The sequence below is a fragment of the Streptomyces sp. TAA040 genome, assembly GCF_000424845.1.
On sequence record NZ_AUKR01000006.1, the window covers coordinates 1 to 24,055 of the forward strand.

The following is a 24,055-nucleotide window of genomic DNA, read 5'->3' on the forward strand; positions in this document are numbered from 1 at the left end:
CACTGGGAGGTCCCCGGCAGCGGCGCGATCACCCGGGCCCGGCAGCGCCTGGGAGATGCGGTGCTGGCCGATCTGTTCGACGCCGTCGCGCAGCCGGTCGCCGAGTTGCTCACCCCCGGTGCCTTCCTGGGCGGCTGGCGGCTGATGGCCGTCGACGGCTTCGAGTGGGATGCGCCCGACACACCCGCCAACGCCGCCGCCTTCGGCTACGCCGGCGGCAGCGCACACCCCTCGGCGTTCCCCGAGGTACGCGTCGTCACGTTCTCGGAGTGCGGCTCGCATGCCAAGACCGGAGCGGCGATCGGACCGGTGACCGGACCGGTGACCGGCACCGGCTCGGGTGAGCGGGCCCTGGCCCGCACCCTCTACCCCCGCCTGGAGGAGGATCAACTCCTGCTGGCGGACCGCAACTTCTACTCCTTCACCGACTGGTGCCAGGCCGCAGACACCGGCGCGGACCTGCTGTGGCGCGTCGCCGACACGATGGATCTGCCCGTCCTTGGCGCCTTCGGCGACGGCTCCTACCTGTCGGTGGTCCTGGACGCGGCGGTGCGCGGCCCGGCCCGCGAGCGGCTGCTGCGCGCCGCCCGGGGCGGCGAGGCACTGCCGCCCGGGCGGGCCCGGTACGTGCGGGTGATCGAGTACGACGTGCCCGACCGCGGCGAGGAGACGACGCGGGAGTTCACCCGCACCCTACGCATCGTGCGCCGCAGCGTCACCGACGCCGCGGCCCTTTTGCCCCTGACGGCCTGTCCGCCCTCACCACGTCCATCCACCGCAACATCACCCGCAGCAAAATCCTCAACCCACCGCGTCGCGCACGTAGTTACCCGCGCGTCGCCAAGCGGGCCCGTCACCACAGCTACCGCCTCAAGCGGCCCGAGGACCATGGCAGACGGCATCGGCAGCCGCCCACGGTCCGCCTCGCCAACCTGCCCACCCACACAACTCCAGCAAGATCAACTTAACGTCAGTGGCATTGCCTCCTGGGGGGCTCCGGATATTCTGCGGCCGGTCAGCACCTGGATTCAGGAGTCCGCTGCCCGGATTCGCAAGGCTCCGCCCAAGTCCTGAGTGGTCTGTCTGGCGCGTCCAGCTGGCCACCAGGAGCCGGGCGATGGTCGTCGTCGAGATCAGACGTGGCACTGGCGGCCCTCCCCGGGACCGCCGCGTGCATGATGATCGACGAGATGGAGGGGGCACCTGAAACGGTCCTCACCATTCCCCTCGCCCAGCCCGTGCGTGGTGCTGCCGTGGCCCGTGGATCTCACCGCCCTGACCGAAAAACGCCTGGAAGCAGGCGAGTTTCTCAGCACGGACGACACGGATGCGCTGGAACGGATCTCAGCCGCCCTGCGCGTCACCTTAAGTCTCACCTGAGGTGAGGAGTCCGGGTGCCCGCCGGTCCGCGAGGCGCAGGGGCAGGCCGGCGCGCGTTCCCGTTGGGCGGCAGCGGTCAGCCACCCCTCCGGGGCGGGAGGGCGTCCTCCGCAGCGGCGATCCTGCGGACGGCCTCCCGGAGCCGGTCGGCCGGCTGGGTGAACGGCAGCCGCAGCCAGCCGTCCAGCGGCCCCCCGGCGCTGAAGCGTCCGCCGGGGACCAGCTGGACGCCGCGGGCCTCGGCGGCCAGGGCCAGGCGGGCGCTGACCGGTCCCGGCAGGCGGCACCACAGGTTGGGACCGCCGTCCGGTACGCGGAAGGCCCACGCGGGCCGGGCGTCACGCAGTGCCGTGACCAGGGCGTCGCGTCGCTCGCGGAGCTGCCCCCGGCGCTTGTGCAGCAGGGGCTCCGGGTCGGCGAGGATCTCGGTCAGGGCGAGTTGCTCGTAGAGCGGGGAGCCCAGGTCCATTCCCACCCGGGCCGCGTTGAGCCGCTCGATCACGGGCTCGGGCGCCCGGACCCAGCCGACGCGCAGTGCCGACCAGTGCGATTTCGCCGGGGAGCCGACGGTGATCGTCCAGGCGGGGGCGAACGCGGCCAGCGGCGGCGGCGCTCCGAGCGGCGCGGAGCCCGGGACGGCGTCCGGGCCGGGGCCCGTCGCAGTCCCCGGGTCGAGGGCGCCGAGGGAGTAGTCGAGGTCGGCGGCCGACTCGTCGACGACGGCGTGGGTGCGGGTGGCGGCCAGCGCGGCGCCCAACTGCTCGCGCCCGGCGGCGTCGAGGCGGCGGCCGGTGGGGTTGTGGAAGTCGACCATCAGGTAGGCCAGCCGCGGAGCGGTCTGGCGCAGTGCGGCGCGCAGGGCGCCGAGGTCCCACGCCTGCGCGGCGAACGGGTCCACGGGCACCGGGACGGGTACCGCGCGCGCGGCGGCCAGCGCGTCGAACGCCTGGGCGTAGCCGGGCTGTTCGACGAGTACCCGGTCCCCGGGGCCCGCCAGTGCCCGCAGTGCGAGGGCGAAGCCGTGGTGCGCGCCGTTCGTGACCATGATCTCGGACGGCGCGGTGGGCAGTCCCCGCGCGGTGTAACGGGCGGCGAGCCGTTCGCGCAGGAGGGGGATGCCCAGGTCGTCGTAGGCGTCGTCGCTCAGGGCCGCGCGCAGCGCGCGGTGGGCGGCGTCCAGCGAGGGCAGCAGGCCGTCCGCCGCAGCCGGCGACGCACGGGAGAGGTCGATCAGGTCCGTGCCGCCGGGCAGGCCGGTCCCGCCGAACCGCGAGCCGTCCGGTACGGCCGTCCAGGACCCGGCGCCGCGGCGGGAGACGACGTGGCCGGTGTCGCGCAGCCGGTCCAGGGCCGCACCGATCATGGTGCGGCTCACGCCGAGCACGTCGGCCAGTTCGCGCTCCGGCGGCAGGCGGGTCCCGCCCGGCAGCAGGCCGTCGGTGATCCGGAGCGCGACCGCCTCGGCCAGCTCCCGTGCTCCGGTCCGCGCACCGCCGCTGCGCCAGGGGCCGAGCGTCTCGGCCAGTCGGGCGGCGGAGATGCGGCTGCCGGGCCGCGTCGGTGGACTCATGCGACCACGGTAGGTCGATTGGTCATGGAGCGACAGGGGGCAAGCGGACCACTGTGGGCGCGTGGCTGCTGTGGACCTCCGCCCGGTACGGATATCCGGCGACGCCGGTATCTCGAAGCACTCCGTTCCTGGCCGGGCTGGCGCTGTACGGGCACTCTCCGAACCGGACCGCCCGGCGCATGGCGCGGGCGGTCAGAGCTGGGCGGCGAACTCGACGACCGCGTCCGGCTGCACGTCGTTTGCTCTTCCTCAGCGCAGTTGCTCTGCGAGCCCGACGATGACGCCCTCCGGGCCGCGGATGTAGCACAGCCGATGGCTGTCCTCGAACCGGGCGATTCCGCCGAGAAGTTCGGCGCCGTGCGGGCGCAGGCGGGCAACGGTGTCCTCGATGTCGTCGACGGCGAACATGACGCGGTGGGTGCCCAGGACGTTGTGCGGCCGGTTGAGCGGCCCGGTACCGATCACCGCCGGATTGAGGTACTTCGCCAGCTCCAGACGGCTGTGACCGTCCGGGGTCCGGACCATCGCGATGTCGCAGCGGACGCCGTCGAGGCCGGTGCACTGGTCGACGAAGGAGCCCTCGACCTCCGCCCTGCCCTCCAACTCCAGACCGAGTTCCACGAAGAACGCGAGGGCGGCATCCATGTCCTCGACGACGATGCCGACGTTGTCCATCCGCTGAATCGCCATGCTGGTCTCCTTCTTCCACGCGTGACCGGGTGTCCGCTGAGCCTCTGGAACGGAGCCGGTGGCACGTTCCCCGGGCCCTGCGGGCCGCTGACCTCCGCAGATCTGTGGGCGGGCCCATCGGCGCCCCGGCACTTTCCTGCGGAGGGGAGTCGGACCGGACGCCTCGTCGCCCCCAGTATCGGGTAGCGGTCAGTGACATGGCAAAGCGGGCAACCGCAGCAGGACCCGGCTCCGTGTCGCGGGTGTCGGTGGCGGATTCGCAGCCGGTCGTCCGACGGTGCGTCGGCCCCGAGACGGGACCCGGCCCCCGGACGGGCGATCCGCTACCCGGCGTCCGCCTCCGCGTCGGGGGAGGCGGTGGCCGCGGCGACGGCCTGCTCTTCGCCGCGCTCGCGGATGCGCTGGAACGCGTAACCGGCGATGTCGAGCCCGGCGGCGCGGGCCTGCGTCTCCTCCGCGGTCACGTCGGTTCCGTCGAGATAGCCGGACACGGTGAAGTAGGCGTAGCGACCCAGGGAGTTGGCCGTCGTGCGGCAGGCGGAGTAGCGGCAGAACTCGTCGGCGGCGCCGCCGCGCAGGGGCGCGACGTGCGGTTCTGCGTCGTTCTTGGTGGTGCCCGCCGCCTTCTGCGAGTCGAAGACGGCGACGCCCACGGTCACCGCGATCCCGTCGCGGACGAAGGTGGCCCGGTGCAGACCGCGGCACGTGTTGCCGGTGAGGACGGCGGTGAGGTCGCCGGTCGCGCCGTCGGTGCAGTCCTCGGACGAGTCGGTGGCGGTGCGGGCGAACGCCCGCCCGTCGACCTCGACCTCCTTCTGCGGGAACAGCGTCCCGGCGCTGAGCGGGGCGGTGTCCTTCGCCGGGTCGGTGATGAAGTCCCGGGGATCGGGCGGCGGCGGCGCGGACGCGGTGTCGAACCCGGGCTGCGACTCACCGGGCGTCGAGGGCAGTTCCTCGGGCGTGGGCAGGGCGGCTGACGGTCCTCCGGACGCCCCGCCGCCGCTCTCGCTCACCACGGCCACCGCGACGACGGCCGCGACGGCGACGGTGGCCAGCGCGCCGCCGCCGACGATCCACCAGCGGCGCCTGCGGGCGCGTTCCGCGGCAGTCCGCTCCGCGAGCGCGTTCCAGTCCGGGGTCGACGATCCGCCGGACGGTCCCCCCGGGCCCCAGCCGGGCCCCACTTGCCCAAAGCTCATGCGCCGCATCCTAAGCGCCGGCCCGGACGTGCCGGGCCCCGGCCGCCGTTCCGGGCGGGCGCCGGCTCAGCAGCTCCGGCGGACGTACCCGGGGGAGCCGGCCGGCACGACGTCGAGGTCGCGGAGGGTGAGGGACAGCTCCCCGCCCCACTCGCGGCACGCTTCCTCGAAGGCGGCGGCCTCGTACTCGACGTCGAACATCCGCCTGTCGTACGCCTCGGCGAAGTCGCCGCACTCGTTCCACTGCGCGCACTCCTCCGAGACCGCGAAGTCGAAGCCGACGCGCTCGCGTTCGGGCAGCAGGTCGGTGGTGTTCTTCTGTGCGATGGCCAGCCCGCTCCCGTGCGCGCGATCGGCGAGGAGGGTCGCGAACTCCACGGCCTGCTCGGCCGTGAGCAGGCCGTCGGAGCGCCCGAAGGAGTCGAGGTTGTCCGGCTCCACGGCATCGAACCCGTCCTCGGCGCAGCCGTCGATCCAGGGGCCGACCACCTCCATCAGCCCTTCGCGCTTCTGTGGGGTGGAGATGTCCAGCAGCGCTTCCGCCCAGCCGTCGTCGGAGACGGGTTCGCCGTCCGCGTCGCGCAGCAGCAGGTCGGGGTGCTCCTCCTCCCACCAGGCGAGCACCTCCTTACCGGGCTGGGTCTGGAAGGCGTTGACGTAGCAGACGTTGTAGAGGCCCTCGGCCGGTTCGTCCGTGCGGTCCCGCGAGACGGCTTGCACGTCCTCGGCCGGCGGGTACGCGCCCCCGAGCTGGTAGTCGAAGACGAGACCGGGCTCGGGCGGCTCCACCGCCTCGGAGGCGGACGCCGACGGCAGCGTCCCCTCGGAGGCGTTCGCGGTGGAACCCGCGACCTGGCAGGAGGCGGCCGCCGACAGCACGAGCGGCAGCAGCAGGGCGGCGTGGAGGACTCGTGGTATGCGCACGGGCGGAGCCTACCCCCGGCCCCCGCCCGGCGGTTGGCGAGGACGCCGGGCGGAGGCCGGGGGAGCGCCGTGGCGGGGCGCGGCCTTGCACGGACCCGGTCAGCGGACGGCGGCTCCCGGCCCGGCTCCCGTCTCGGGGACTGTCGGTGTGGACGTGTGGCAGGGGCAGGCGCATGGCTCGAATTACGTCCCCTTGCGCTCTTCTGCGTCTCTCTGCGTCCGGACGCGTCCCTGTGATGCGGGACGCGTGGGGGAGCGGCAAGCTCTGCCCATGACTGACTTGCCGCGCTACGAGTACGAGAAGCTCGCGGACGCGATCGCCGCCGGGATCGCCTCGGGAAGGCTGCCCACCGGCTCGGCACTGCCGGGAGAGCGGGCGATGACCCAGATCCACGGCGTGAGCATCGGAACAGCGCGACGCGCACTCCGCGAACTGCGGGACCGCGGCCTCGTCGCGACACTCCCGCACAAGGGCACCTTCGTGATCCGCACCGAGCCCGAGTCCGGGGGCCCCGAGGCGTAGACACCCGGGGCGCGGGTGCCCGGTGGCAAAACCGGTTGGTGCGCGGGGCCGGGGCCGGACACAATCGGGCCCCATGGGACACGCCGAGGCCGCGCATCTGGAATACGTACTGCCGGACGGGCGGGTCCTGCTGGACGACGTGTCGTTCCGGGTCGGTGAGGGCGCCTCCGTCGCCCTGGTCGGGGCGAACGGCGCCGGGAAGACGACGCTGCTGCGCCTGATCGCCGGGGAGCTGGCGGCGGACGGGGGCACGGTGACGGTGAGCGGCGGCCTCGGGGTGATGCCGCAGTTCGTCGGTTCGGTACGGGACGAGCGCACCGTGCGCGACCTGCTGGTCGCGGTCGCGCCGCAGCGTGTCCGCACCGCGGCCGCGGCCGTGGACGCCGCCGAGCTGGCCCTCGTGGAGCGCGACGACGAGGCGGCCCAGATGGACTACGCCCAGGCGCTGTCCGACTGGGCGGAGGCGCAGGGCTACGAGGCGGAGACCCGCTGGGACATCTGCACCACCGCTGCTCTCGGCATCCCCTACGAGAAGGCGCAGTGGCGGCTGGTGCGCACCCTGTCGGGCGGTGAGCAGAAGCGGCTGGTGCTGGAGTCGCTGCTGCGCGGTGCCGAGGAGGTGCTGCTGCTCGACGAGCCCGACAACTACCTCGACGTGCCGGGCAAGCGGTGGCTGGAGGAGCGGCTGCGGGAGACGAAGAAGACGGTGCTCTTCATCTCGCACGACCGCGAGCTGCTCGCGAGATCCGCCGAGAAGATCATCAGCGTCGAGCCGGGGCCGGCCGGTTCCGACGTGTGGGTGCACGGCGCCGGTTTCGCGACGTATCACGCGGCCCGCCGGGAGCGGTTCGCCCGCTTCGAGGAGCTGCGGCGGCGCTGGGACGAGAAGCACGCCCAGCTCAAGCAGTTGGTCAACTCCCTCAAGAACAAGGCGGCCTTCAATGACGGGCTGGCCTCCCGCTACCAGGCGGCGCAGACCCGGCTGCGGAAGTTCGAGGAGGCCGGGCCTCCGCAGGAGCCGCCGCGCGAGCAGGAGATCACCATGCGGCTGCGCGGCGGACGTACCGGGGTGCGGGCGGTGACCTGCGAGGACCTGGAGCTCACGGGGTTGATGAAGCCGTTCTCGCTGGAGGTCTACTACGGCGAGCGGGTCGCGGTGCTGGGTTCCAACGGCTCCGGCAAGTCGCACTTCCTGCGACTGCTGGCGGACGACCCCGAGCGTGCCGACGGTCCGGACGGGCCGGCCGTCGCGCACACGGGCAGGTGGAAGCTGGGAGCCCGGGTGGTGCCGGGCCACTTCGCGCAGACGCACGCCCATCCGGAGTTGGCGGGGCGCAGCCTGCTGGACATCCTGTGGACCGGGCACGCCAGGGACCGGGGCCAGGCGATGGCCGCGCTGCGCCGGTACGAACTGGACCGGCAGGCCGAGCAGCCGTTCGACAAGCTGTCCGGCGGGCAGCAGGCACGGTTCCAGATCCTGCTGCTGGAGCTGGCGGGCACCACCGCCCTGCTGCTCGACGAGCCGACCGACAACCTCGACCTGGAGAGCGCCGAGGCGCTCCAGGCAGGGCTGGAGACCTACGAGGGTACGGTGCTGGCCGTCACCCACGACCGCTGGTTCGCCCGCGGCTTCGACCGGTACCTGCTCTTCGGCGCCGACGGACGCGTCCGGGAGACCCCGGAGCCGGTCTGGGACGAGTCCCGTGTCGTCCGCGCCCGCTGAGGGGCGATTCCCGCGCTCCCCGGTGGGCGCGGGCTCTCCGGCAGACCGCAGCCGGGGTGAGACCATGCGCATGGTGCCACGGGAGTGACCGAGCCGGAAGGAGCGGACCATGTCCCTGCTGGACGACCTGAGGCGGAACCCTGCTTCCCCGCTGCCCACCGAGGGATACGTGGTCGAGGTCGTCGAGGGGAGGGTCATCATGACACCGCAGGGGCCGGACCAGGACGACACCGTCTTCGAGCTCCCGCACCCAGGTGCGGGAGCGGTTCGGAAGGGCGGTGCGCACCGCCTCCGACGCCTTCGTCGATTTCCCCGCCTACGGCCGCTTCGGGATCGCCGCCTACCTCATCGTCGATCCGTTCCGGGAGGCGTGCGCCCTGCTGGAGGAGCCGGTGCCCTCGGGGTACGGGTCGCGGACGGAGATCCCGTTCGGGGAGCCGGTCGCGCTGCCACTCGCGGACGGGCGCGTGGTGCGGCTCGACACGGGTGGTTTCCCGCGGAAGTGAACAGGCGTCCGGGGCGGTTTTGACCCGTGTGGGCGCTCCCGGTATCCTGCGGGTTCGTTATGTGTATTGGCTTGCTCATTCTCACGTGAGAGGCCCTTACACCGGCCCACCGGCCGATGACCAGCGATCTGCACTCGGTTTGCGTCACCGATCTGCGGTCAGGGCTGTCGTGATCTGCCAGTGGCCTTGTCAGGACCCACTCACTGAAGAAGCGAAGGCTACGACCGTGCGTACGTTCACCCCCAAGCCCGGCGATGTCCAGCGCCAGTGGCATGTCATCGACGCCCAGGACGTAGTCCTGGGCCGGCTGGCCACTCAGGCCGCCACCCTTCTGCGGGGTAAGCACAAGCCGGTGTACGCACCGCACGTTGACACCGGTGACTTCGTCATCATCGTCAACGCCGACAAGGTGCACCTGTCCGGCAACAAGCGGACCCAGAAGCTGGCCTACCGTCACTCCGGCTACCCGGGTGGTCTGCGGTCCGTCCGTTACGACGAGCTGCTGGAGAAGAACCCGGAGAAGGCCGTCGAGAAGGCCATCAAGGGCATGATTCCGAAGAACACCCTGGGCCGCCAGATGCTGTCGAAGCTCAAGATCTACTCGGGTCCCGAGCACCCGCACGCGGCGCAGCAGCCGGTCCCGTTCGAAATCACCCAGGTCGCGCAGTAAGTCCGGCCCGTACACAGACGAAGAGAAGCTGAGGATTACCGTGGCCGAGACCACCGCTGAGACCCCCGTCACCGAAGAGGTCGAGGAGTACACCACCGAGACCCCGGAGAACGCGGAGGAGTACACCACCGAGTCGATGGCGTCGCGCTTCGGCGACCCGCAGCCGGCCGCCGGCACCGGGCGCCGCAAGAACGCCATCGCCCGCGTCCGCATCGTGCCGGGCAGCGGCCAGTGGAAGATCAACGGTCGCACCCTTGAGGGCTACTTCCCCAACAAGGTGCACCAGCAGGAAGTCAACGAGCCGTTCAAGGTGCTGGAGATCGACGGTCGCTACGACGTCCTCGCCCGCATCAGCGGCGGTGGCGTGCACGGCCAGGCCGGCGCTCTGCGCCTGGGCGTGGCCCGCGCGCTGAACGAGGCCGACGCGGACAACAACCGCGACACCCTGAAGAAGGCCGGGTTCCTGACCCGCGACGCGCGTGCCGTGGAGCGGAAGAAGGCCGGTCTCAAGAAGGCCCGTAAGGGTACGCAGTACAGCAAGCGCTGACTCAGCGCGCCGCCGCTCCCAGCAGCCGAGCGGCGCGCGAACGCCCCGGCGGCACTCCGTGTGCCCGCCGGGGCGTTCCCGTTCCCGCCGTTCCCGCCCCGGGGGACGCTCCCGTTCCCCTTCGCCCGTCGCGCGACCCGTGGCTGTGTGCCGCGGAGCTGTGTGCCACGGGGCCGCGAGGCCCGGGCGCGCGGGTGCCGCCCGGAGCGCTGCGCCCCGGTGCGGGACGGCCCGGTGCGGGACGGCTGCCGGTCGGGGGCGTATACCTGGGTACTCGGACACCTGCCCCGCGGGCCGTCCGTGTCCCGAGTGCCCGGGGCCGCACCCGCGGGCCCTGGTCGGAACCCCGGAACGCCGTCCCCCGTCCTTGTCTCCACGGGACGTGCGGAACCCCGGACGGCGCGAGGGCCGCCCCGCGCGGGGCGGCCCGGCGTCCGACCGCACGGGCGGCCCGGGAACGACATCTGCACACTGCCGGACAGATCCGGAAAGGCCGCGCGGCACCACGACCGCCGGCATCAGCTCGCACAGCTCGGAGGAACCACGGTGGGACGACTCTTCGGTACGGACGGGGTGCGCGGCGTCGCCAACGCCGATCTGACGGCCGAGCTCGCGCTCGGCCTCTCGGTCGCGGCGGCGCACGTGCTCGCGGAGGCGGGCACCTTCGAGGGCCATCGCCCGACGGCGGTCGTCGGACGCGACCCCCGTGCGTCCGGGGAGTTCCTGGAGGCGGCCGTGGTCGCCGGGCTGGCCAGCGCCGGCATCGACGTGCTCCGGGTGGGCGTGCTGCCCACGCCCGCGGTGGCGTACCTGACCGGCTCGCTCGGTGCCGACCTCGGCGTGATGCTCTCCGCCAGCCACAACCCGATGCCGGACAACGGCATCAAGTTCTTCGCCCGCGGCGGCCACAAACTCGCCGACGAGCTGGAGGACCGGATCGAGAGCCGCTACCGGGAGCACGCCGAAGGCACGCCCTGGGACCGTCCGACCGGTGCCGGCGTCGGCCGGGTCACCGATTACGACGAGGGCTTCGACAACTACATCGCGCACCTCAACGGGGTGCTTCCGAACCGCCTCGACGGCCTGAAGATCGTCATCGACGGCGCGCACGGGGCCGCCGCCCGCGTCTCCCCGGAGGCCTTCGCCCGCGCGGGTGCGGAGACCGTCACGATCGGAGCCGCCCCGGACGGGGTGAACATCAACCACGAGTGCGGCTCCACCCACCTGGACGGCCTGCGGGCCGCGGTGGTGGAACACGGCGCGGATCTCGGGGTGGCGCACGACGGCGATGCCGACCGCTGCCTCGCGGTGGACGCGAACGGCGAGGAGGTGGACGGCGACCAGATCCTCGCCGTGCTGGCCGTCGGGATGAAGGAGGCCGGCACCCTCAGGAAGAACACCGTGGTGGCGACGGTGATGTCCAACCTGGGCTTCAAGCTGGCCATGGAGCGAGAGGGCATCGAGCTGCTCCGCACGGCGGTCGGCGACCGGTACGTGCTGGAGGAGCTCAAGCGCGGCGGTTACTCGCTCGGCGGCGAGCAGTCCGGGCACGTCATCGCCCTGGACCACGCCACCACGGGCGACGGCGCCCTGACCGGGCTCATGCTGGCCGCCCGGGTCGCCGACACCGGAACCCCGCTGGCCGAGCTGGTCGCGGTGATGGAGCGGCTGCCGCAGGTGCTGATCAACGTGCGCGACGTGGACCGGGCGCGGGTACGGACCTCCGCCGAGCTGGCCTCCGCCGTCGTGGAGGCCGAGCGCGAGCTGGGCGAGACCGGCCGCGTCCTGCTGCGGCCCTCCGGTACCGAGCCGCTGGTGCGGGTGATGGTCGAGGCCGCCGACATCGAGCAGGCACGCGCCGTGGCCGGCCGGCTCGCGGACGTGGTGAAGAGCGTCCTGGGCTGATCCCGCCCACCGCCGGGCCCCACCGACCGGGGGCCCGGCGGGCTCAGAGCTTGCGCAGCGAGAGCCGCTGGACCGTGTGGTCGGGGCCCTTGCGCAGCACCAGGTTGGCCCGCCCCCTGGTCGGCACGATGTTCTCCCTGAGGTTGGGGCGGTTGATGGTGCGCCAGGTGTTCCGGGCGTAGTCCATCGCCTCCTCCTCGGAGACCTGGGTGTACTTCCGGAAGTACGAGAAGGGGTTCTGGAAGGCCGTCTCCCGCAGCTTGCGGAAGCGCTCCAGGTACCAGCGCTCGACGTCCTCGGTGCGGGCGTCCACGTACACCGAGAAGTCGAAGTAGTCCGCGAGGCCGACCCGGGTGCGCCCGTCCTTGCCGGGCAGCGCCGGCTGGAGCACGTTCAGCCCCTCGACGATCAGGATGTCCGGCCGCCGGACGGCGAGCCGCTCGCCGGGCACGATGTCGTAGATCAGGTGCGAGTAGACGGGTGCCTCGACCTCGTCCCGCCCCGCCTTCACGTCCGCGACGAACCGGGTCAGCGCCCGGCGGTCGTACGACTCGGGGAACCCCTTGCGGCTCATCAGCGCCCGGCGGTGCAGCTCGGCGTTGGGCAGCAGGAACCCGTCCGTGGTGACCAGCTCGACCCGCGGATGCTCGGGCCAGCGGGCCAGCAGCGCCTTGAGGAGTCGCGCCGTGGTGGACTTGCCGACCGCGACGCTGCCCGCGACGCCGATCACGAACGGGGTGCCGGGCTGGGCGTCGGCCCCGAGAAAGGTGTTCACGGCGCCGCGCAGACCGTGGGTCGCGCCGACGTAGAGGTTCAGCAGCCGGGACAGCGGAAGGTAGATGTCCCGCACCTCGTCCAGGTCGATTACGTCGCCCAGACCGCGCAACCGCTCCACCTCCGCGGCGGTGAGCGGCAGCGGGGTGCGCTCGCGCAGCGCGCTCCACTCGGTGCGGCTCAGATCGACGTACGGGGTGACCTCCGCGCGCCGCCGTGCGGCGCCGGGGCCGGCGGGGGCCTGGCCGGTGGCGGGGGAGTCAACGGGGAGGCGGGACACGCCTCCCATTGTCCGCGCGGCGCCCGCACGGGGCTCGCCGGGGTGCCCCGGGCGCCCCGTGCGGGCCCGGAGCGGGTCCGGAGCGGGCTGCGAAGAAAATCACTCGGTACGCACGGCTCCCACGCCACCGAAATGCGGCATTGTCTGCTCTCACACCGGTTCCGTGCCGCCCCACCCCCGTCCCCCGCTCCTGCTTCGTCCCATCTTCCCGGTTCCGTCCCATCCCTGGTCCGAACCCGCCCGCCGGTTCCGTCCGCCCGAGACACGAGAGCCACGATGTCTTCTTCCCTGGAACGCCTCGTCGAGGACCTGCCCGACGAGGACCTGTGCGAGGACCCGCAGGAGGCCATAGACCTCTACCGGTCCGGCAGCAAGCCGCGCTGCGAGGAGGCCGAGTACCTGGAGATGCTGCGGGACGCGCTGAAGCAGCCGGACCCGTCGCCCCACCGGCGGCGGCGCCCGGCGGGCCCCCGCCGCCTTACCGCGGCCGGCGGGCGCGTACCGGCGGCCCGCCCCCCGGTGCCCGCCGCCGGGCGGTCCGGCCTCCTGGCCGGTGGCTGGTGCCGGATACGCCGGCTCACCGCCGCCCGGCTGCTGGGCGGCGGCCGCTCCCGCTGAGCCACCGGACGGGGCAGGACTCCGCGGCGGGCCGCCGTCTCCCCACGGCGGCGCGCCGCGGCCCGCCGCCCGACGGAGCCCGCGTCCCACTTTCCGGCGCGAGACGCCCTCGCCCGCGCCTCCCGTCCGGCCCGGCGCGCCGGACGGCCGGTGCGGGAGCCGGCCCCGGCCGTCGTAGGCTGCCCGCATGTGCGGGATCGTGGGATACGTGGGAGGGCGGTCCGCCCTCGATGTGGTCATGGCCGGGCTGCGACGGCTGGAGTACCGGGGCTACGACTCCGCCGGGGTGGCGGTGCTCGCCGATGGCGGTCTGGCCGCGGCACGCCGGGCGGGCAAGCTCGGCAACCTGGCCGAGCTGCTCGACGACCGGCCGCTGCCCGGCGGCGGCACCGGGATCGGGCACACCAGATGGGCCACCCACGGCGGCCCCACCGATGCCAACGCCCACCCGCACCTGGACAACTCCGGCCGGGTCGCGGTGGTCCACAACGGCATCATCGAGAACTTCGCCGCGCTGCGCTGCGAGCTGACCGAGCGCGGCCACCGGGTGGACTCCGACACCGACACCGAGGTCGTCTCCCACCTGCTGGCGGAGGCGTTCTCCTCCTGCGGTGACCTGGCGGAGGCGATGCGGCAGGTCTGCCGTCGCCTGGACGGCGCGTTCACCCTGGTCGCCGTGCACGCGGACGCGCCGGACACGGTGGTGGGCGCCCGCCGCAACTCGCCGCTGGTGGTCGGGGTCGGCGAGGGCGAGTGGTTCCTGGCCTCCGACGTCGCCGCGTTCATCGCACACACCCGGGAGGCGCTCGAACTCGGGCAGGACCAGGTCGTCGAGCTGACGCCCGAGGGGGCCGCCGTCACCGACTTCGACGGCGTGCCCGCCGAGGTGCGCGGCTACCACGTGGACTGGGACGCGGCTGCGGCCGAGAAGGACGGCTACGACTACTTCATGCTCAAGGAGATCGCCGAGCAGCCGAAGGCGATCGCCGACACCCTGCTGGGCCGGGTCGACGACTCGGGGGTTCTCCGCCTGGACGAGCTGCGCATCGCGGACGCGGTCCTGCGCGAGATCGACAAGGTCGTCGTCGTCGCCTGCGGCACCGCCTTCCACGCCGGGATGATCGCGAAGTACGCCATCGAGCACTGGACGCGCATCCCCTGCGAGACCGAACTGGCCAGCGAGTTCCGCTACCGCGATCCGATCCTGGACTCGCGCACGCTGGTGGTGGCGATCTCGCAGTCCGGCGAGACCATGGACACCCTGATGGCCCTGCGGCACGCCAGGGAGCAGGGCGCCCGGGTGCTGGCCATCTGCAACACCAACGGCTCGACGATCCCCCGCGAGTCGGACGCGGTGCTCTACACCCGGGCCGGGCCCGAGGTGGCGGTGGCCTCCACGAAGGCCTTCCTGACCCAGTTGGTCGCCTGCTACCTGGTCGCGCTCTACCTCGGGCAGGTCCGCGGCACCAAGTGGGGCGACGAGATCGCCTCCGTCGTCCGGGAGCTGGCCCGGATGGGCGACGGGGTGGCGGACGTCCTGGCCACCATGGGCCCCGTCCGGGAGCTGGCCCGCAGCCTCGCCGGCAAGGACACCGTGCTCTTCCTCGGCCGGCACGTCGGCTACCCGGTGGCGCTGGAGGGGGCGCTCAAGCTCAAGGAGCTGGCCTACATGCACGCCGAGGGGTTCGCGGCGGGCGAGCTGAAGCACGGGCCGATCGCACTGATCGAGGAGGACCTCCCGGTGGTCGTGGTCGTCCCCTCGCCACGCGGCCGGTCGGTGCTGCACGACAAGACCGTCTCCAACATCCAGGAGATCAGGGCCCGCGGCGCCCGGACGATCGTGATCGCCGAGGAGGGGGACGAGGCCGTCGTGCCGTATGCGGACCACCTCGTCCGGGTCCCCGTCACCCCGACCCTGCTCCAACCGCTGGTCGCGACGGTGCCCCTCCAGGTGTTCGCCTGCGAGCTGGCCACGGCCCGGGGCAACGAGGTGGACCAGCCGCGCAACCTGGCGAAGTCGGTGACGGTGGAATGAGTCCGGCAGCGCCCTGCGGCACGGGTCCGGCGGGAGAGGGGCACCGGTGATCATCGGAGTGGGCATCGACGTCGCGGAGATCGACCGCTTCGCCGCCTCGCTGGAGCGCACCCCGGCACTGGCCGCGCGGCTGTTCCTCGACGGAGAGCTGCACCTGCCCAGCGGCGAGCGCCGGGGCGTCGCCTCGCTGGCGGCCCGGTTCGCGGCGAAGGAGGCACTGGCCAAGGCGCTCGGCGCCCCCGCCGGGCTGCACTGGACGGACGCGGAGGTGCTGACCGCCGACTCGGGCCGCCCCTCGCTGGTCGTTCGGGGCACCGTCGCGGCCCGCGCCGAGGAACTCGGCGTGAGGCACTGGCACGTCTCGCTCTCCCACGACGCGGGCGTCGCCTCGGCCGTCGTCGTCGCGGAGGGCTGAGCGGCCCGCGGCGCGGGCGGCGGGTCGGGGAAACGGGCGCGGCAGCCCGGCGGTTGAGACACTGGCCGGATGAGGACTGCCTACCGTGTCGAGGACGTGAGGGCCGCCGAGCAGCGGCTGATGGCCGGGCTTCCGGACGGCGCGCTGATGCAGCGGGCCGCCGCCGGGCTGGCGGCGGCCACCGCCGGGATGCTGGTCCGGGTGTACGGCAGCCGGGTGGCGCTGCTGGTCGGGAGCGGCGACAACGGGGGCGACGCGCTCCTGGCCGGCGCCCGGTTGGCCCGGCGAGGCGCCGGAGTCACCGCCGTGCCGGTCGGTCCGGAGCGCGGCCATCGCGCCGGGCTGGCCGCGCTGCGGGCCGCGGGCGGCCGCGTCGCCGCGGGCGAGGACGGTCGGACGGCGCTGCGGCGTGCGGATCTGGTGCTCGACGGGATCACCGGGATCGGCGGCCGGGGCGGGCTGCGTCCGGCCGCCGCGGAACTGGCGGGATGCGTCACCGCGCCGGTGCTCGCGGTCGACCTGCCGAGCGGTGTGGACGCGGACACCGGCGAGGTGGCGGGCGACGCCGTACGGGCTGCGGCCACCGTCACCCTCGGGGCGTACAAGCCCGGTCTGCTCATCGCTCCGGCCCGGGAGTACGCCGGAGCGCTGCGGCTGGTGGACATCGGGCTGGGCCCGTACCTGCCGGACCGTCCCGAGGCCGAGGCGCTCCAGCACCGCGACGTCGCCCGGTCGCTGCCGCGGCCCGCGCAGGAGAGCGACAAGTACCGGCGCGGGGTGGTCGGTGTGGTGGCCGGCTCGGCGCGCTACCCGGGCGCGGCGGTGCTGGCCGTCTCGGGCGCCCTGCGCGGTGGCGCGGGAGCCGTCCGCTACGCCGGGACGGGCGCGGCCGAGGTGATCGCCCGGCACCCGGAGGCCCTGGTGTCCTCCGGGCCCCCGCGGGAGGCGGGACGGGTGCAGGCCTGGGTGGCCGGACCCGGTCTCGGCGACGGCGAGGACGCCTCCCGCGCCGTCGCGGACGTGCTGGACGCGGACGTGCCGGTGCTGCTGGACGCGGACGGTCTGCGGTTGGCGAACGCCGCCCGGGTGCGCCGGCGCGGTCCCGCGACGGTGCTCACCCCGCACGCGGGCGAGGCCGCCACGCTGCTGGGGTGGTCCCGGGAGGACGTCGAGACCGCCCGGCTCTCGGCCGTCCGCGAGCTGGCCTCGCGCTACCGGGCGACCGTCCTGCTCAAGGGCAGTGCCACGCTTGTCGCGGAGCCGGGCGGGGGTCCGGTCCGGGTCGACCCCGGCGGCAGTCCCTGGCTTGCGACGGCCGGCAGCGGGGATGTGCTGTCCGGGCTGATCGGCTCGCTGCTGGCCGCCGGGCTGGCCGCTCGGGACGCGGCCTCGGCCGGTGCCTACCTGCACGGGCTCGCCGGACGCCTGGCGGCGGTACCACCCACGGCCCCCGACGTCGCCGTCGCCCTCACCGCCGCCTGGCGCGAGGTCGCCGCCCCCTGAGGTCACCCCTGACGCCGCATGTTCCCGCACCCGCCCGGGTTCCCCCGGCCCCGTCCCGCCCTCAGCGCCCTCCGGCGCCGGGCGCCGGGACGGCGCCGGGCTGCGGGACGGGGTCGGGGGTTCCGGCGGGGACGGAGCAGCGGCAGCGGCGGAGGCGGTCGGCCGTCAGGCGGCTGCCCGTCTCCAGCCCGTGCCGCCGAACGGCCTCCGCGCCGTAGGCGCTGCACGTGGGCAGATAGCGGCAGCGGGCGCGCGTCCAGGGGAAGACCTGGCGCCGCTACCAGCCGATCGCGGCCAGCACGGCCGACGCCCCGGGACTCGGTGCCGCCTTCCCGTGGTTCGGCGACACGGGCTCTTCGGGGGCGCCGGCGCCGGAGGGGCGAGCGCTGGTGCGGCGGGTCGGCAGGCGGCGGGACACCCCGGCGGTCAGCAGGAACACGCCGGAGAGGGTGAGGAAGCCGTCGCATCCGCTTCCGTTGCAGGGCTCGCACGCGTCGCAGGCATCGCACCGGTCGCAACCGTCGCGGCGCTTCTTTTCCTTTTTCGTGCCTGTCTTCCCGCCCGCGCCGAGAAATCCCCGTCCCACGCCGTACCCCCGTGCCGATGAGCCCTCCCGCCCCCGCGGATGCCCATCCACGAGCACATCCGGCGGGGGCGGGTCAGGGGTGGAAGACGACCTTCACCGCGCCGTCCCGCTTCTCCTGGAACATCCCGTACGCCTCCGCCGCGCGGTCCAGCGGGACGTGGTGGGTGGCGAAGCTGTCCACGCCCAGCGGGTCGTCCTCGGTGAGCAGCGGCATGATCTCCGGCGTCCAGTGGCGCACGTTCGCCTGGCCCATCCGCAACTGGATCTGCTTGTCGAAGAGGGTGAGCATCGGCAGCGGGTCGGCCGCGCCTCCGTAGACGCCGCTGAGCGAGAGGGTGCCGCCGCGGCGCACGGCGTCGATCGCCAGGTTCAGCGCCGCGAGCCGGTCGACGCTCGCCTTTGACGCCACCTTCTCGGCCATCCGCCCGGGGAGCATCGCGCCGGCGTCCTGGACGAGTTTCCCGGCCCGGTGGCCGTGCGCCTCCATGCCCACGGCGTCGATCACGGCGTCCGCTCCGCGCCCCGAGGTGCGTTCCCGCACGGCCTCGGCGATCGCCTCGTGCTCGGTCAGGTTCAGCACCTCCACGCCGCGGGCGCGGGCGCGCTCCAGCCGCTCGGGCACCAGGTCGACGCCGATGACGTGCTCGACGCCCTTCCACGTGGCGATCCGGCAGGCCATGTCGCCGATCGGGCCGAGACCGAGCACGAGCAGGGTGCCGCCGCGAGGCGTGTCGGCGTACTCCACCGCCTGCCAGGCGGTCGGGGCCACGTCGGACAGGAACAGGTAGCGGTCGTCGGGGACCCCCTCGGGCACCTTGATCGGGCCGTAGTGGGCCTGCGGCACCCGCAGGTACTCCGCCTGGGCGCCGGGCACCGCTCCGTACAGTTCGGTGTAGCCGAAGAGCGCCGCCCCGCTGCCCTGGTCGCGTACCTGGGTGGTCTCGCACTGGGTCTGGAGCCCCCGGTCGCACATGAAGCAGGAGCCGCAGGCGATCTGGAACGGCACCACCACCCGGTCGCCCGGCGCGAGGTTGGTGACTCCGGCCCCGACCTCCTCGACGACGCCCATGGGCTCGTGCCCGAGGATGTCACCGGGGGTCATGAAGGGAGCGAGCACCTCGTAGAGGTGGAGGTCGGAGCCGCAGAGTCCGCTCGACGTCACCCGGATCACCGCGTCCGTGGGTTCCTCGATTCTCGGGTCCGGAACCTCCTCGACGCGTACGTCGCGTTTGCCGTGCCACACGGTCGCCTTCATGTGCGCTCACCTCCGGGGCGAGGGGGGCTCGGGACGCGTCGGGTACCCGGTCGCGGACGTGCCACGCGTGCGGTGCCGGGCCGGCGGGAGGTGGTGCCGCGGGAGGCGGACGTGCTCAGTCGGTGATCAGGAAGACCGCGTAGGCCAGGAAGAACGCCGACACCAACCCGCTGACCACGAAAATCGCCGCCAGGGGAGCCTTCGCCCAGCCCTTCGTCGGGTTGTGCCGCTCGTCGGGGCCCGACTCGGACATGCTGCCCTCCGCCGGGGGCGTCTCCCCCGGAGGAACGGAGCCGCCGTTCTCCAGGCCCGTCGTGCTGCGCGGTTCCGGGTCAGGGTTGCTGTTCATGGCTGCCGGGTTCCATGAACGGGCTGCTTCACACCTGCACAGACTCACCGGCCTCACGTTCGGAAGGCGTTAGCCGTGCCGACGGACCCGGGTGGAGCAACCAGGCGCAGCAGTCCCCACGGCGCGGTCCGCGCGGGACCCCGTCCCGGTGCACCGCGTCGACGCGGGTCAGTCGCGGTCGTTGAGCTGCCTCGTCAGTCGGCGGGCGTCCGCGAGCAGCGGTCCCAGCACCTCTATCGAGGCGGCGTCCGGAACGGGGTCCTGGGTGAGCTTCTGCTGGAGGCGGTCGTGCACGCTCTGCGCCTTCTCCAACGCGTCGTCGAGGTCGCGCTCCGCCGTGCGCTCGTTGCTCGTCACCGCCTCGCCGTAGGCGGCCACGGCCGTGGACATGCTGTCGAGGAAGTCGGAGTAGGAGCGGGCCAGCTCGGGAACCGGCGGCTCGTCCGGTCCACGGGTCACCGCGACCTCGGAGAAGGTCCGCGCCATCTCCCTGACGTGATCGCAGACGTGCCACAGGGTGTTGACCACGTCGTCGGAGGAGTAGTCGGAAGGGTAGCCCCCCATGCTGTTCCGGTACCGGACGTTCATCCGCAGGCTCTCGCGGTCCCAGGCGAGCGCCGAGCGGACGCCGGAGACCAGCCGCGGCAGCCGACCCGTGCGGTCCAGCCACTCCTGGGCGCGGTCGGCGTCGAGGGAGTCCCGCAGTCCTTCCGCCATGGTGCGCAGGATGTCGCAGGCCTCCTCGGTGGCTGCACGGATCGAGCGACGGGCGTCCCGCAGGTAGGTGGGCGGTCGGATGAGTGCGTTCACCGCGATGCCGATGGCGGCGCCCAGCACCGCCGCGAAAACCCGCTCCAGGCCGAGGCCGAGCGTCACCGGGCCGCCGATCAGGGCGAACATCGCCGAAGTCGCGTTGTAGATCCCCTGGCTGCCGAAGCGCGGCCAGTTGCCGAGCAGGAGGGTGACCGGCACGACCAGCATCATGGCGAGCGCGGTGTTGACCACCACCATGCCGACCCCGGTGGCGAACATCGTGCCGATGGCGATGGCCAGGGTCTGCCGGGCGCCCTGGGAGATCGACTGGTAGATCGTCGACTGGACGAGGACCACGGCCACCCAGGGGGCCATCAGACTGATGCTGTCCGAGAGCAGCCAGGAGGCCACGGTCCAGGCGATCACCGCGGCGAGGGCGGCCTTGACGGACTGTGCCGCCAGGTCGCGCTCCCGGCCGGGCTGCTGCCACACGCGGCGGACCGCCGCTCCGACGTACGAGGCCTCGCTGCGCACGGACCGGGTGGCGTGCAAGAGGGCGCGGGCGGCGTTCGAGGGGGACAGGGAGGGTGTAAGGGGCATGGGGGACACCTGTGGTGAGAAGAGGGCCTGCGGGGTCGAAGGGACATCGAAGGTAGGAAGTACCCCGGTCCACCGTTCTGTGACAGTTGCGTGCGTCTCGTCGGCGTGTCGCCCCCGGGTGCCGGGACGCCCCGCGGACGAGGTGCCGCCGTATCGCGTTACGTGACCCCGGGGACGGATACCCGGGAATGAACGGTCCGGCAGTGGGCCGCACTTCGCACGGATGAGGATACGATCATGGCGCAGCACACCACCGTGACCGAGGAACTGACCCGGGATCACCGGGAGATCGAGGAGCTGCTCGGCCGGCTGGACGGGCTTCCCGCGGGCGACCCGGCCCGCAAGGAGCGGCTGGATCAGGCGACCATCGCCCTGGTGCAGCACGGCATGGCCAAGGAGACGCACCTCTACCCCGCGCTCGAGTCCCACGCCCCGGACGGTGCGGAGCTGGCGGAGCGCGGACGCCGCGACACCGCGGACGTCGAGCGGCTGCTCAAGGACGCCGAGGGCCACGAGGCCGGCGCACCCGAGTTCGACCGGCTGGCCGGCGCCCTGGCGGAGAAGTTCCGCACCCAGCGGCAGGACGAGGAGCGCCACCTCTACCCGGCGCTGGAGTCGGCGCTCGGCCGGAAGCGGCTGCTGGAGCTGGGCGAACGAGTCAGGGAGACGAAGGCGAAGGCGCCCACCAGGCCGCGGCCCACCGGCCCCGACGACCCCTCCCCGAACCGCCTGCTCGGTGGCGGCCTGGGTTTCGTGGACCGCATCCGGGACGCGGCGACCGGCCGCGGCGGCGGCCGCTGAGCCCGGCCGCCCGCTCTCCCGTCCGCGTGCGCGGGCCGTGCCCGGCCGGCCCGGGCGGGCACGCCGCGACCCGCGCGGGCCGGGCGCCGACAGCGAACCCGGTCGGGAGTCCTGCCACACTGGAAGGGTGAACACAGCACCGTCCCCAGGGCACCCGCGGCTGCGCGCCGAGATCGACCTCGACGCCCTGCGCGGCAACGTGCGGGCGCTGCGCGAACGCACCGGCGGCACCGCCTTGATGGCGGTCGTCAAGGCAGACGCCTACGGGCACGGACTGCTGCCCTGCGCCCGGGCCGCCCGGCAGGGCGGTGCGGGCTGGCTGGGCACGGCCACCCCGCACGAGGCCCTCGCCCTGCGGGCGGACGGTGACCGCGGGCGGCTGCTGTGCTGGCTGTGGACACCCGGCGGCCCGTGGCGGGAGGTCGTCGAGTCGGACATCGACGTCTCGGTCGGGGCGCGGTGGGCGCTCGACGAGATCAGCACCGCTGCGCGGGCCTGTGGGCGCACCGCCCGGGTGCATCTGAAGATCGACTCCGGGCTGGGCCGCAACGGCTGCCAGCCCGCCGACTGGCCGGACCTGCTGGCTGCCGCACGGGCCGCGGAGGTCGAGGGCGTCCTTCGCGTCACCGGCGTCTGGTCGCACTTCGCGTGCGCGGACGAGCCCGGCCACCCGTCCGTGGCCGCGCAGCTCGACGTGTACCGGGAGGCGCTGGCGCTCGCGGAGCGAGTCGGAATCCGTCCCGAGGTGCGGCACCTGGCCAACTCCCCGGCGACGCTCACCCTCCCCGCCTCGCACTTCGACATGGTGCGGCCCGGGATCGCGGTCTACGGGCTCTCCCCCTCGCCGGAGGTCGGCACCCCGCAGGACTTCGGCCTGCGTCCGGTGATGAGGCTGACGGCCCGGCTGGCAGGCGTCAAACAGGTGCCGGGCGGACACGGCGTCTCCTACGGCCACGCCTACGTCACCCCGGGCTCGACGACGCTGGCGCTGGTTCCGGCCGGCTATGCGGACGGCATCCCCCGGCACGGCTCGGGGACCGGCCCGGTCCTGATCGCGGGCAAGCTGCGCACGGTCGCCGGGCGGGTGGCGATGGACCAGTTCGTGGTGGACCTCGGCGGGGACCTCGCTCGCGCCGGTGACGAGGCGGTGCTCTTCGGACCTGGCGACCGCGGGGAGCCCACGGCGGAGGACTGGGCGCGGGCGGCCGGCACCATCGGCTACGAGATCGTCACCCGCATCGGGCCCCGCGTCCCCCGCGTGTACCTCGGCGCCCGCGAGGACGCCCCCGTGCGCGAGGACGCGGGCGCGGAGCGGAGAGGCACGGCGTGAGCGAACCGGGCTGGACGCGGCTCGCCGGAGCGGCGCTGGGAGTGGTGGCCGCCGGGGTGGCGGTGGAGCGGCTCACCGTGCAGCGCTCGGTCCGCCGCAAGGCCCGGCTGGCGCTCGACGCGACCGGGCCGTACGGCACGCTGCGCGGCACCGTGGGCACGGCCGCCGCTGACGACGGCACCGAGCTGCACTACGAGGTCGACGAGCCCGCCCGGCCACCGGTCCGCCGGCGCTTCCGCTGCACGGAACCGGTGCCCACCGTGGTGTTCAGCCACGGCTACTGCCTCACCCAGGACTCCTGGCACTTCCAGCGTGCCGCGCTGCGCGAGCTGGGAAACGTACGGGCCGTCTACTGGGACCAGCGCAGCCACGGCAGGTCGGAGCGCGGCCGGGCCCAGGCGGTGGGAGCGTCCGGCACCGTCCCGGTCAGTATCGAGCGGCTGGGCCGCGACCTCAAGGCGGTCCTGGACGCCGCCGTACCGCAGGGGCCGGTACTCCTCGTCGGCCATTCGATGGGCGGCATGACCATGATGGCGCTGGCCGACCAGTATCCCGACTGGGTGGCCGAGCGGGTGGTCGGAACGGCGTTCGTCGCCACCTCCGCGGGCGGGCTCGGCGAGGTCACCTACGGGCTGCCCGCCGCCGGGATGAAGGCACTGCAACGCGTGGTGCCGGGCGTCCTCCAGACGCTCGCCGGCTACACCGCGCTGGTGGAGCGCGGTCGGGCGGCGACCGCCGACCTGCTGGCCGGGCTCGTCAAGCACTACTCGTTCGGGGAGCCCCGTACGGTCGATCCCGCCGTCGCCAGGTTCGCCGAGAGGATGATCGAGAGCACCCCGATCGATGTGGTCGCGGAGTTCTACCCGGCGTTCCACCGCCACGAGAAGACCGACGCGCTGCCCTCCTTCGACGACCGGTCGGCCCTGGTGATCGCGGGCGACCGCGACCAGCTCACCCCGCACGCGCACAGCGAGGCGATCGCCTCGCTGCTGCCGAACGCGAAGCTGGAGATCGTCCCGGACACCGGGCACCTGCTGATGCTGGAGCGCCCCGAACTGCTCGGCGAGCGGCTGGCGGAGCTGCTGGAGCGCGTCACCGGGCCGGCCCCCCGCTCGTAGC

At 73.6% G+C, this 24,055-nt stretch carries 23 protein-coding genes and 1 pseudogene; 14 read left to right on the forward strand and 10 right to left on the reverse strand.

All coding sequences use genetic code 11. The features are described from left to right. Positions 1–1,074 (forward strand): transposase (locus H300_RS29110; RefSeq protein ID WP_486583570.1); only part of this gene is annotated, 1,074 nt, incomplete at its 5' end. A 382-nt stretch (positions 1,075–1,456) separates the two neighbouring features. On the opposite strand, the gene yczR is transcribed toward H300_RS29110, so the two are convergent. From yczR to H300_RS0105725, 4 genes are all read right to left on the reverse strand, one after another. Next, on the reverse strand, positions 1,457–2,950 hold the full coding sequence (yczR, locus tag H300_RS0105710; protein ID WP_051269538.1) for a MocR-like transcription factor YczR: 1,494 nt from the start codon (positions 2,948–2,950) through the stop codon (positions 1,457–1,459). Positions 2,951–3,199: 249 nt separating this feature from the next. Next, positions 3,200–3,640: a VOC family protein gene (locus tag H300_RS0105715; protein ID WP_028426671.1), complete on the reverse strand. Its 441-nt coding sequence runs from the start codon at positions 3,638–3,640 to the stop codon at positions 3,200–3,202. A gap of 323 nt (positions 3,641–3,963) precedes the next feature. Beyond that, a complete protein-coding gene (locus tag H300_RS0105720; protein WP_028426672.1) occupies positions 3,964–4,839 on the reverse strand; it encodes a hypothetical protein in 876 nt (291 codons plus the stop codon). 66 nt (positions 4,840–4,905) lie between these two features. Then, positions 4,906–5,757, reverse strand: coding sequence for an endo alpha-1,4 polygalactosaminidase (locus tag H300_RS0105725; RefSeq protein WP_106966725.1), 852 nt, complete (start codon positions 5,755–5,757; stop codon positions 4,906–4,908). Between the two features lie 277 nt (positions 5,758–6,034). On the opposite strand from H300_RS0105725, the gene H300_RS25145 reads away from it, so the two are divergent. The 6 genes from H300_RS25145 to glmM all read left to right on the forward strand — a co-directional run bounded on the left by H300_RS25145 (position 6,035) and on the right by glmM (position 11,637). Continuing rightward, complete coding sequence (locus tag H300_RS25145; RefSeq protein ID WP_037979261.1) at positions 6,035–6,286, forward strand: winged helix-turn-helix domain-containing protein; 252 nt, start codon at positions 6,035–6,037, stop codon at positions 6,284–6,286. Between the two features lie 73 nt (positions 6,287–6,359). Continuing rightward, positions 6,360–8,009, forward strand: a complete 1,650-nt coding sequence (locus tag H300_RS0105735) for an ATP-binding cassette domain-containing protein (protein ID WP_028426674.1) — start codon at positions 6,360–6,362, stop codon at positions 8,007–8,009. A 278-nt stretch (positions 8,010–8,287) separates the two neighbouring features. Next, positions 8,288–8,515 carry a hypothetical protein gene (locus tag H300_RS25150; RefSeq protein WP_158678321.1) on the forward strand — a complete coding sequence of 76 codons (228 nt, stop codon included), beginning with the start codon at positions 8,288–8,290 and terminating at the stop codon, positions 8,513–8,515. Between the two features lie 226 nt (positions 8,516–8,741). Beyond that, a complete protein-coding gene (gene rplM, locus H300_RS0105745; RefSeq protein ID WP_028426676.1) occupies positions 8,742–9,185 on the forward strand; it encodes a 50S ribosomal protein L13 in 444 nt (147 codons plus the stop codon). 40 nt (positions 9,186–9,225) lie between these two features. Further along, the gene (gene rpsI, locus H300_RS0105750; RefSeq protein WP_028426677.1) at positions 9,226–9,732 is read left to right on the forward strand and encodes a 30S ribosomal protein S9; all 507 of its coding nucleotides are present in this window, start codon (positions 9,226–9,228) and stop codon (positions 9,730–9,732) included. Between the two features lie 546 nt (positions 9,733–10,278). Then, the gene (glmM, locus tag H300_RS0105755) at positions 10,279–11,637 is read left to right on the forward strand and encodes a phosphoglucosamine mutase (RefSeq protein ID WP_028426678.1); all 1,359 of its coding nucleotides are present in this window, start codon (positions 10,279–10,281) and stop codon (positions 11,635–11,637) included. Between the two features lie 43 nt (positions 11,638–11,680). Here glmM and coaA read toward each other — a convergent pair whose 3' ends face one another. Further along, entirely contained in the window at positions 11,681–12,691 is a 1,011-nt protein-coding gene (coaA, locus tag H300_RS25155) for a type I pantothenate kinase (protein ID WP_486583571.1), read from the reverse strand. A 276-nt stretch (positions 12,692–12,967) separates the two neighbouring features. Between coaA and H300_RS25160 the strand changes: the two genes are divergently transcribed. The 4 genes from H300_RS25160 (at position 12,968) to H300_RS0105780 (ending at position 17,262) form a co-directional block, all read left to right on the forward strand. After that, positions 12,968–13,309, forward strand: a complete 342-nt coding sequence (locus H300_RS25160) for a hypothetical protein (RefSeq protein WP_037979263.1) — start codon at positions 12,968–12,970, stop codon at positions 13,307–13,309. A 187-nt stretch (positions 13,310–13,496) separates the two neighbouring features. Next, positions 13,497–15,344 (forward strand): glutamine--fructose-6-phosphate transaminase (isomerizing), encoded by a 1,848-nt coding sequence (gene glmS, locus H300_RS0105770; protein ID WP_028426679.1) that lies wholly within the window; start codon positions 13,497–13,499, stop codon positions 15,342–15,344. Between the two features lie 46 nt (positions 15,345–15,390). After that, entirely contained in the window at positions 15,391–15,759 is a 369-nt protein-coding gene (locus tag H300_RS0105775; protein ID WP_028426680.1) for a holo-ACP synthase, read from the forward strand. Positions 15,760–15,828: 69 nt separating this feature from the next. Then, a complete protein-coding gene (locus H300_RS0105780) occupies positions 15,829–17,262 on the forward strand; it encodes a bifunctional ADP-dependent NAD(P)H-hydrate dehydratase/NAD(P)H-hydrate epimerase (protein ID WP_028426681.1) in 1,434 nt (477 codons plus the stop codon). 61 nt (positions 17,263–17,323) lie between these two features. Here H300_RS0105780 and yidD read toward each other — a convergent pair. The 5 genes and pseudogenes from yidD to H300_RS0105800 all read right to left on the reverse strand — a co-directional run. Continuing rightward, positions 17,324–17,521 (reverse strand): annotated as a pseudogene (gene yidD / locus H300_RS30915) (membrane protein insertion efficiency factor YidD); the annotation flags it as partial. A gap of 18 nt (positions 17,522–17,539) precedes the next feature. Further along, complete coding sequence (locus H300_RS31405; protein WP_158678322.1) at positions 17,540–17,701, reverse strand: hypothetical protein; 162 nt, start codon at positions 17,699–17,701, stop codon at positions 17,540–17,542. Positions 17,702–17,921: 220 nt separating this feature from the next. Further along, positions 17,922–19,103, reverse strand: coding sequence for a zinc-dependent alcohol dehydrogenase (locus H300_RS0105790; protein ID WP_028426682.1), 1,182 nt, complete (start codon positions 19,101–19,103; stop codon positions 17,922–17,924). Between the two features lie 115 nt (positions 19,104–19,218). Then, complete coding sequence (locus H300_RS0105795) at positions 19,219–19,452, reverse strand: DUF6480 family protein (RefSeq protein WP_028426683.1); 234 nt, start codon at positions 19,450–19,452, stop codon at positions 19,219–19,221. A 168-nt stretch (positions 19,453–19,620) separates the two neighbouring features. Further along, entirely contained in the window at positions 19,621–20,805 is a 1,185-nt protein-coding gene (locus H300_RS0105800; RefSeq protein WP_051269540.1) for an aromatic acid exporter family protein, read from the reverse strand. A gap of 237 nt (positions 20,806–21,042) precedes the next feature. Here H300_RS0105800 and H300_RS0105805 point away from each other — a divergent pair, with 237 nt between their 5' ends. The 3 genes from H300_RS0105805 (at position 21,043) to H300_RS25165 (ending at position 24,054) form a co-directional block, all read left to right on the forward strand. Next, a complete protein-coding gene (locus H300_RS0105805; RefSeq protein ID WP_028426685.1) occupies positions 21,043–21,606 on the forward strand; it encodes a hemerythrin domain-containing protein in 564 nt (187 codons plus the stop codon). A gap of 127 nt (positions 21,607–21,733) precedes the next feature. Then, positions 21,734–22,936, forward strand: a complete 1,203-nt coding sequence (gene alr / locus H300_RS0105810) for an alanine racemase (protein WP_028426686.1) — start codon at positions 21,734–21,736, stop codon at positions 22,934–22,936. Continuing rightward, positions 22,933–24,054 carry an alpha/beta fold hydrolase gene (locus H300_RS25165; protein ID WP_037979264.1) on the forward strand — a complete coding sequence of 374 codons (1,122 nt, stop codon included), beginning with the start codon at positions 22,933–22,935 and terminating at the stop codon, positions 24,052–24,054. Before alr ends, H300_RS25165 begins: the two co-directional genes overlap by 4 nt. Position 24,055: the final 1 nt, after the last annotated feature.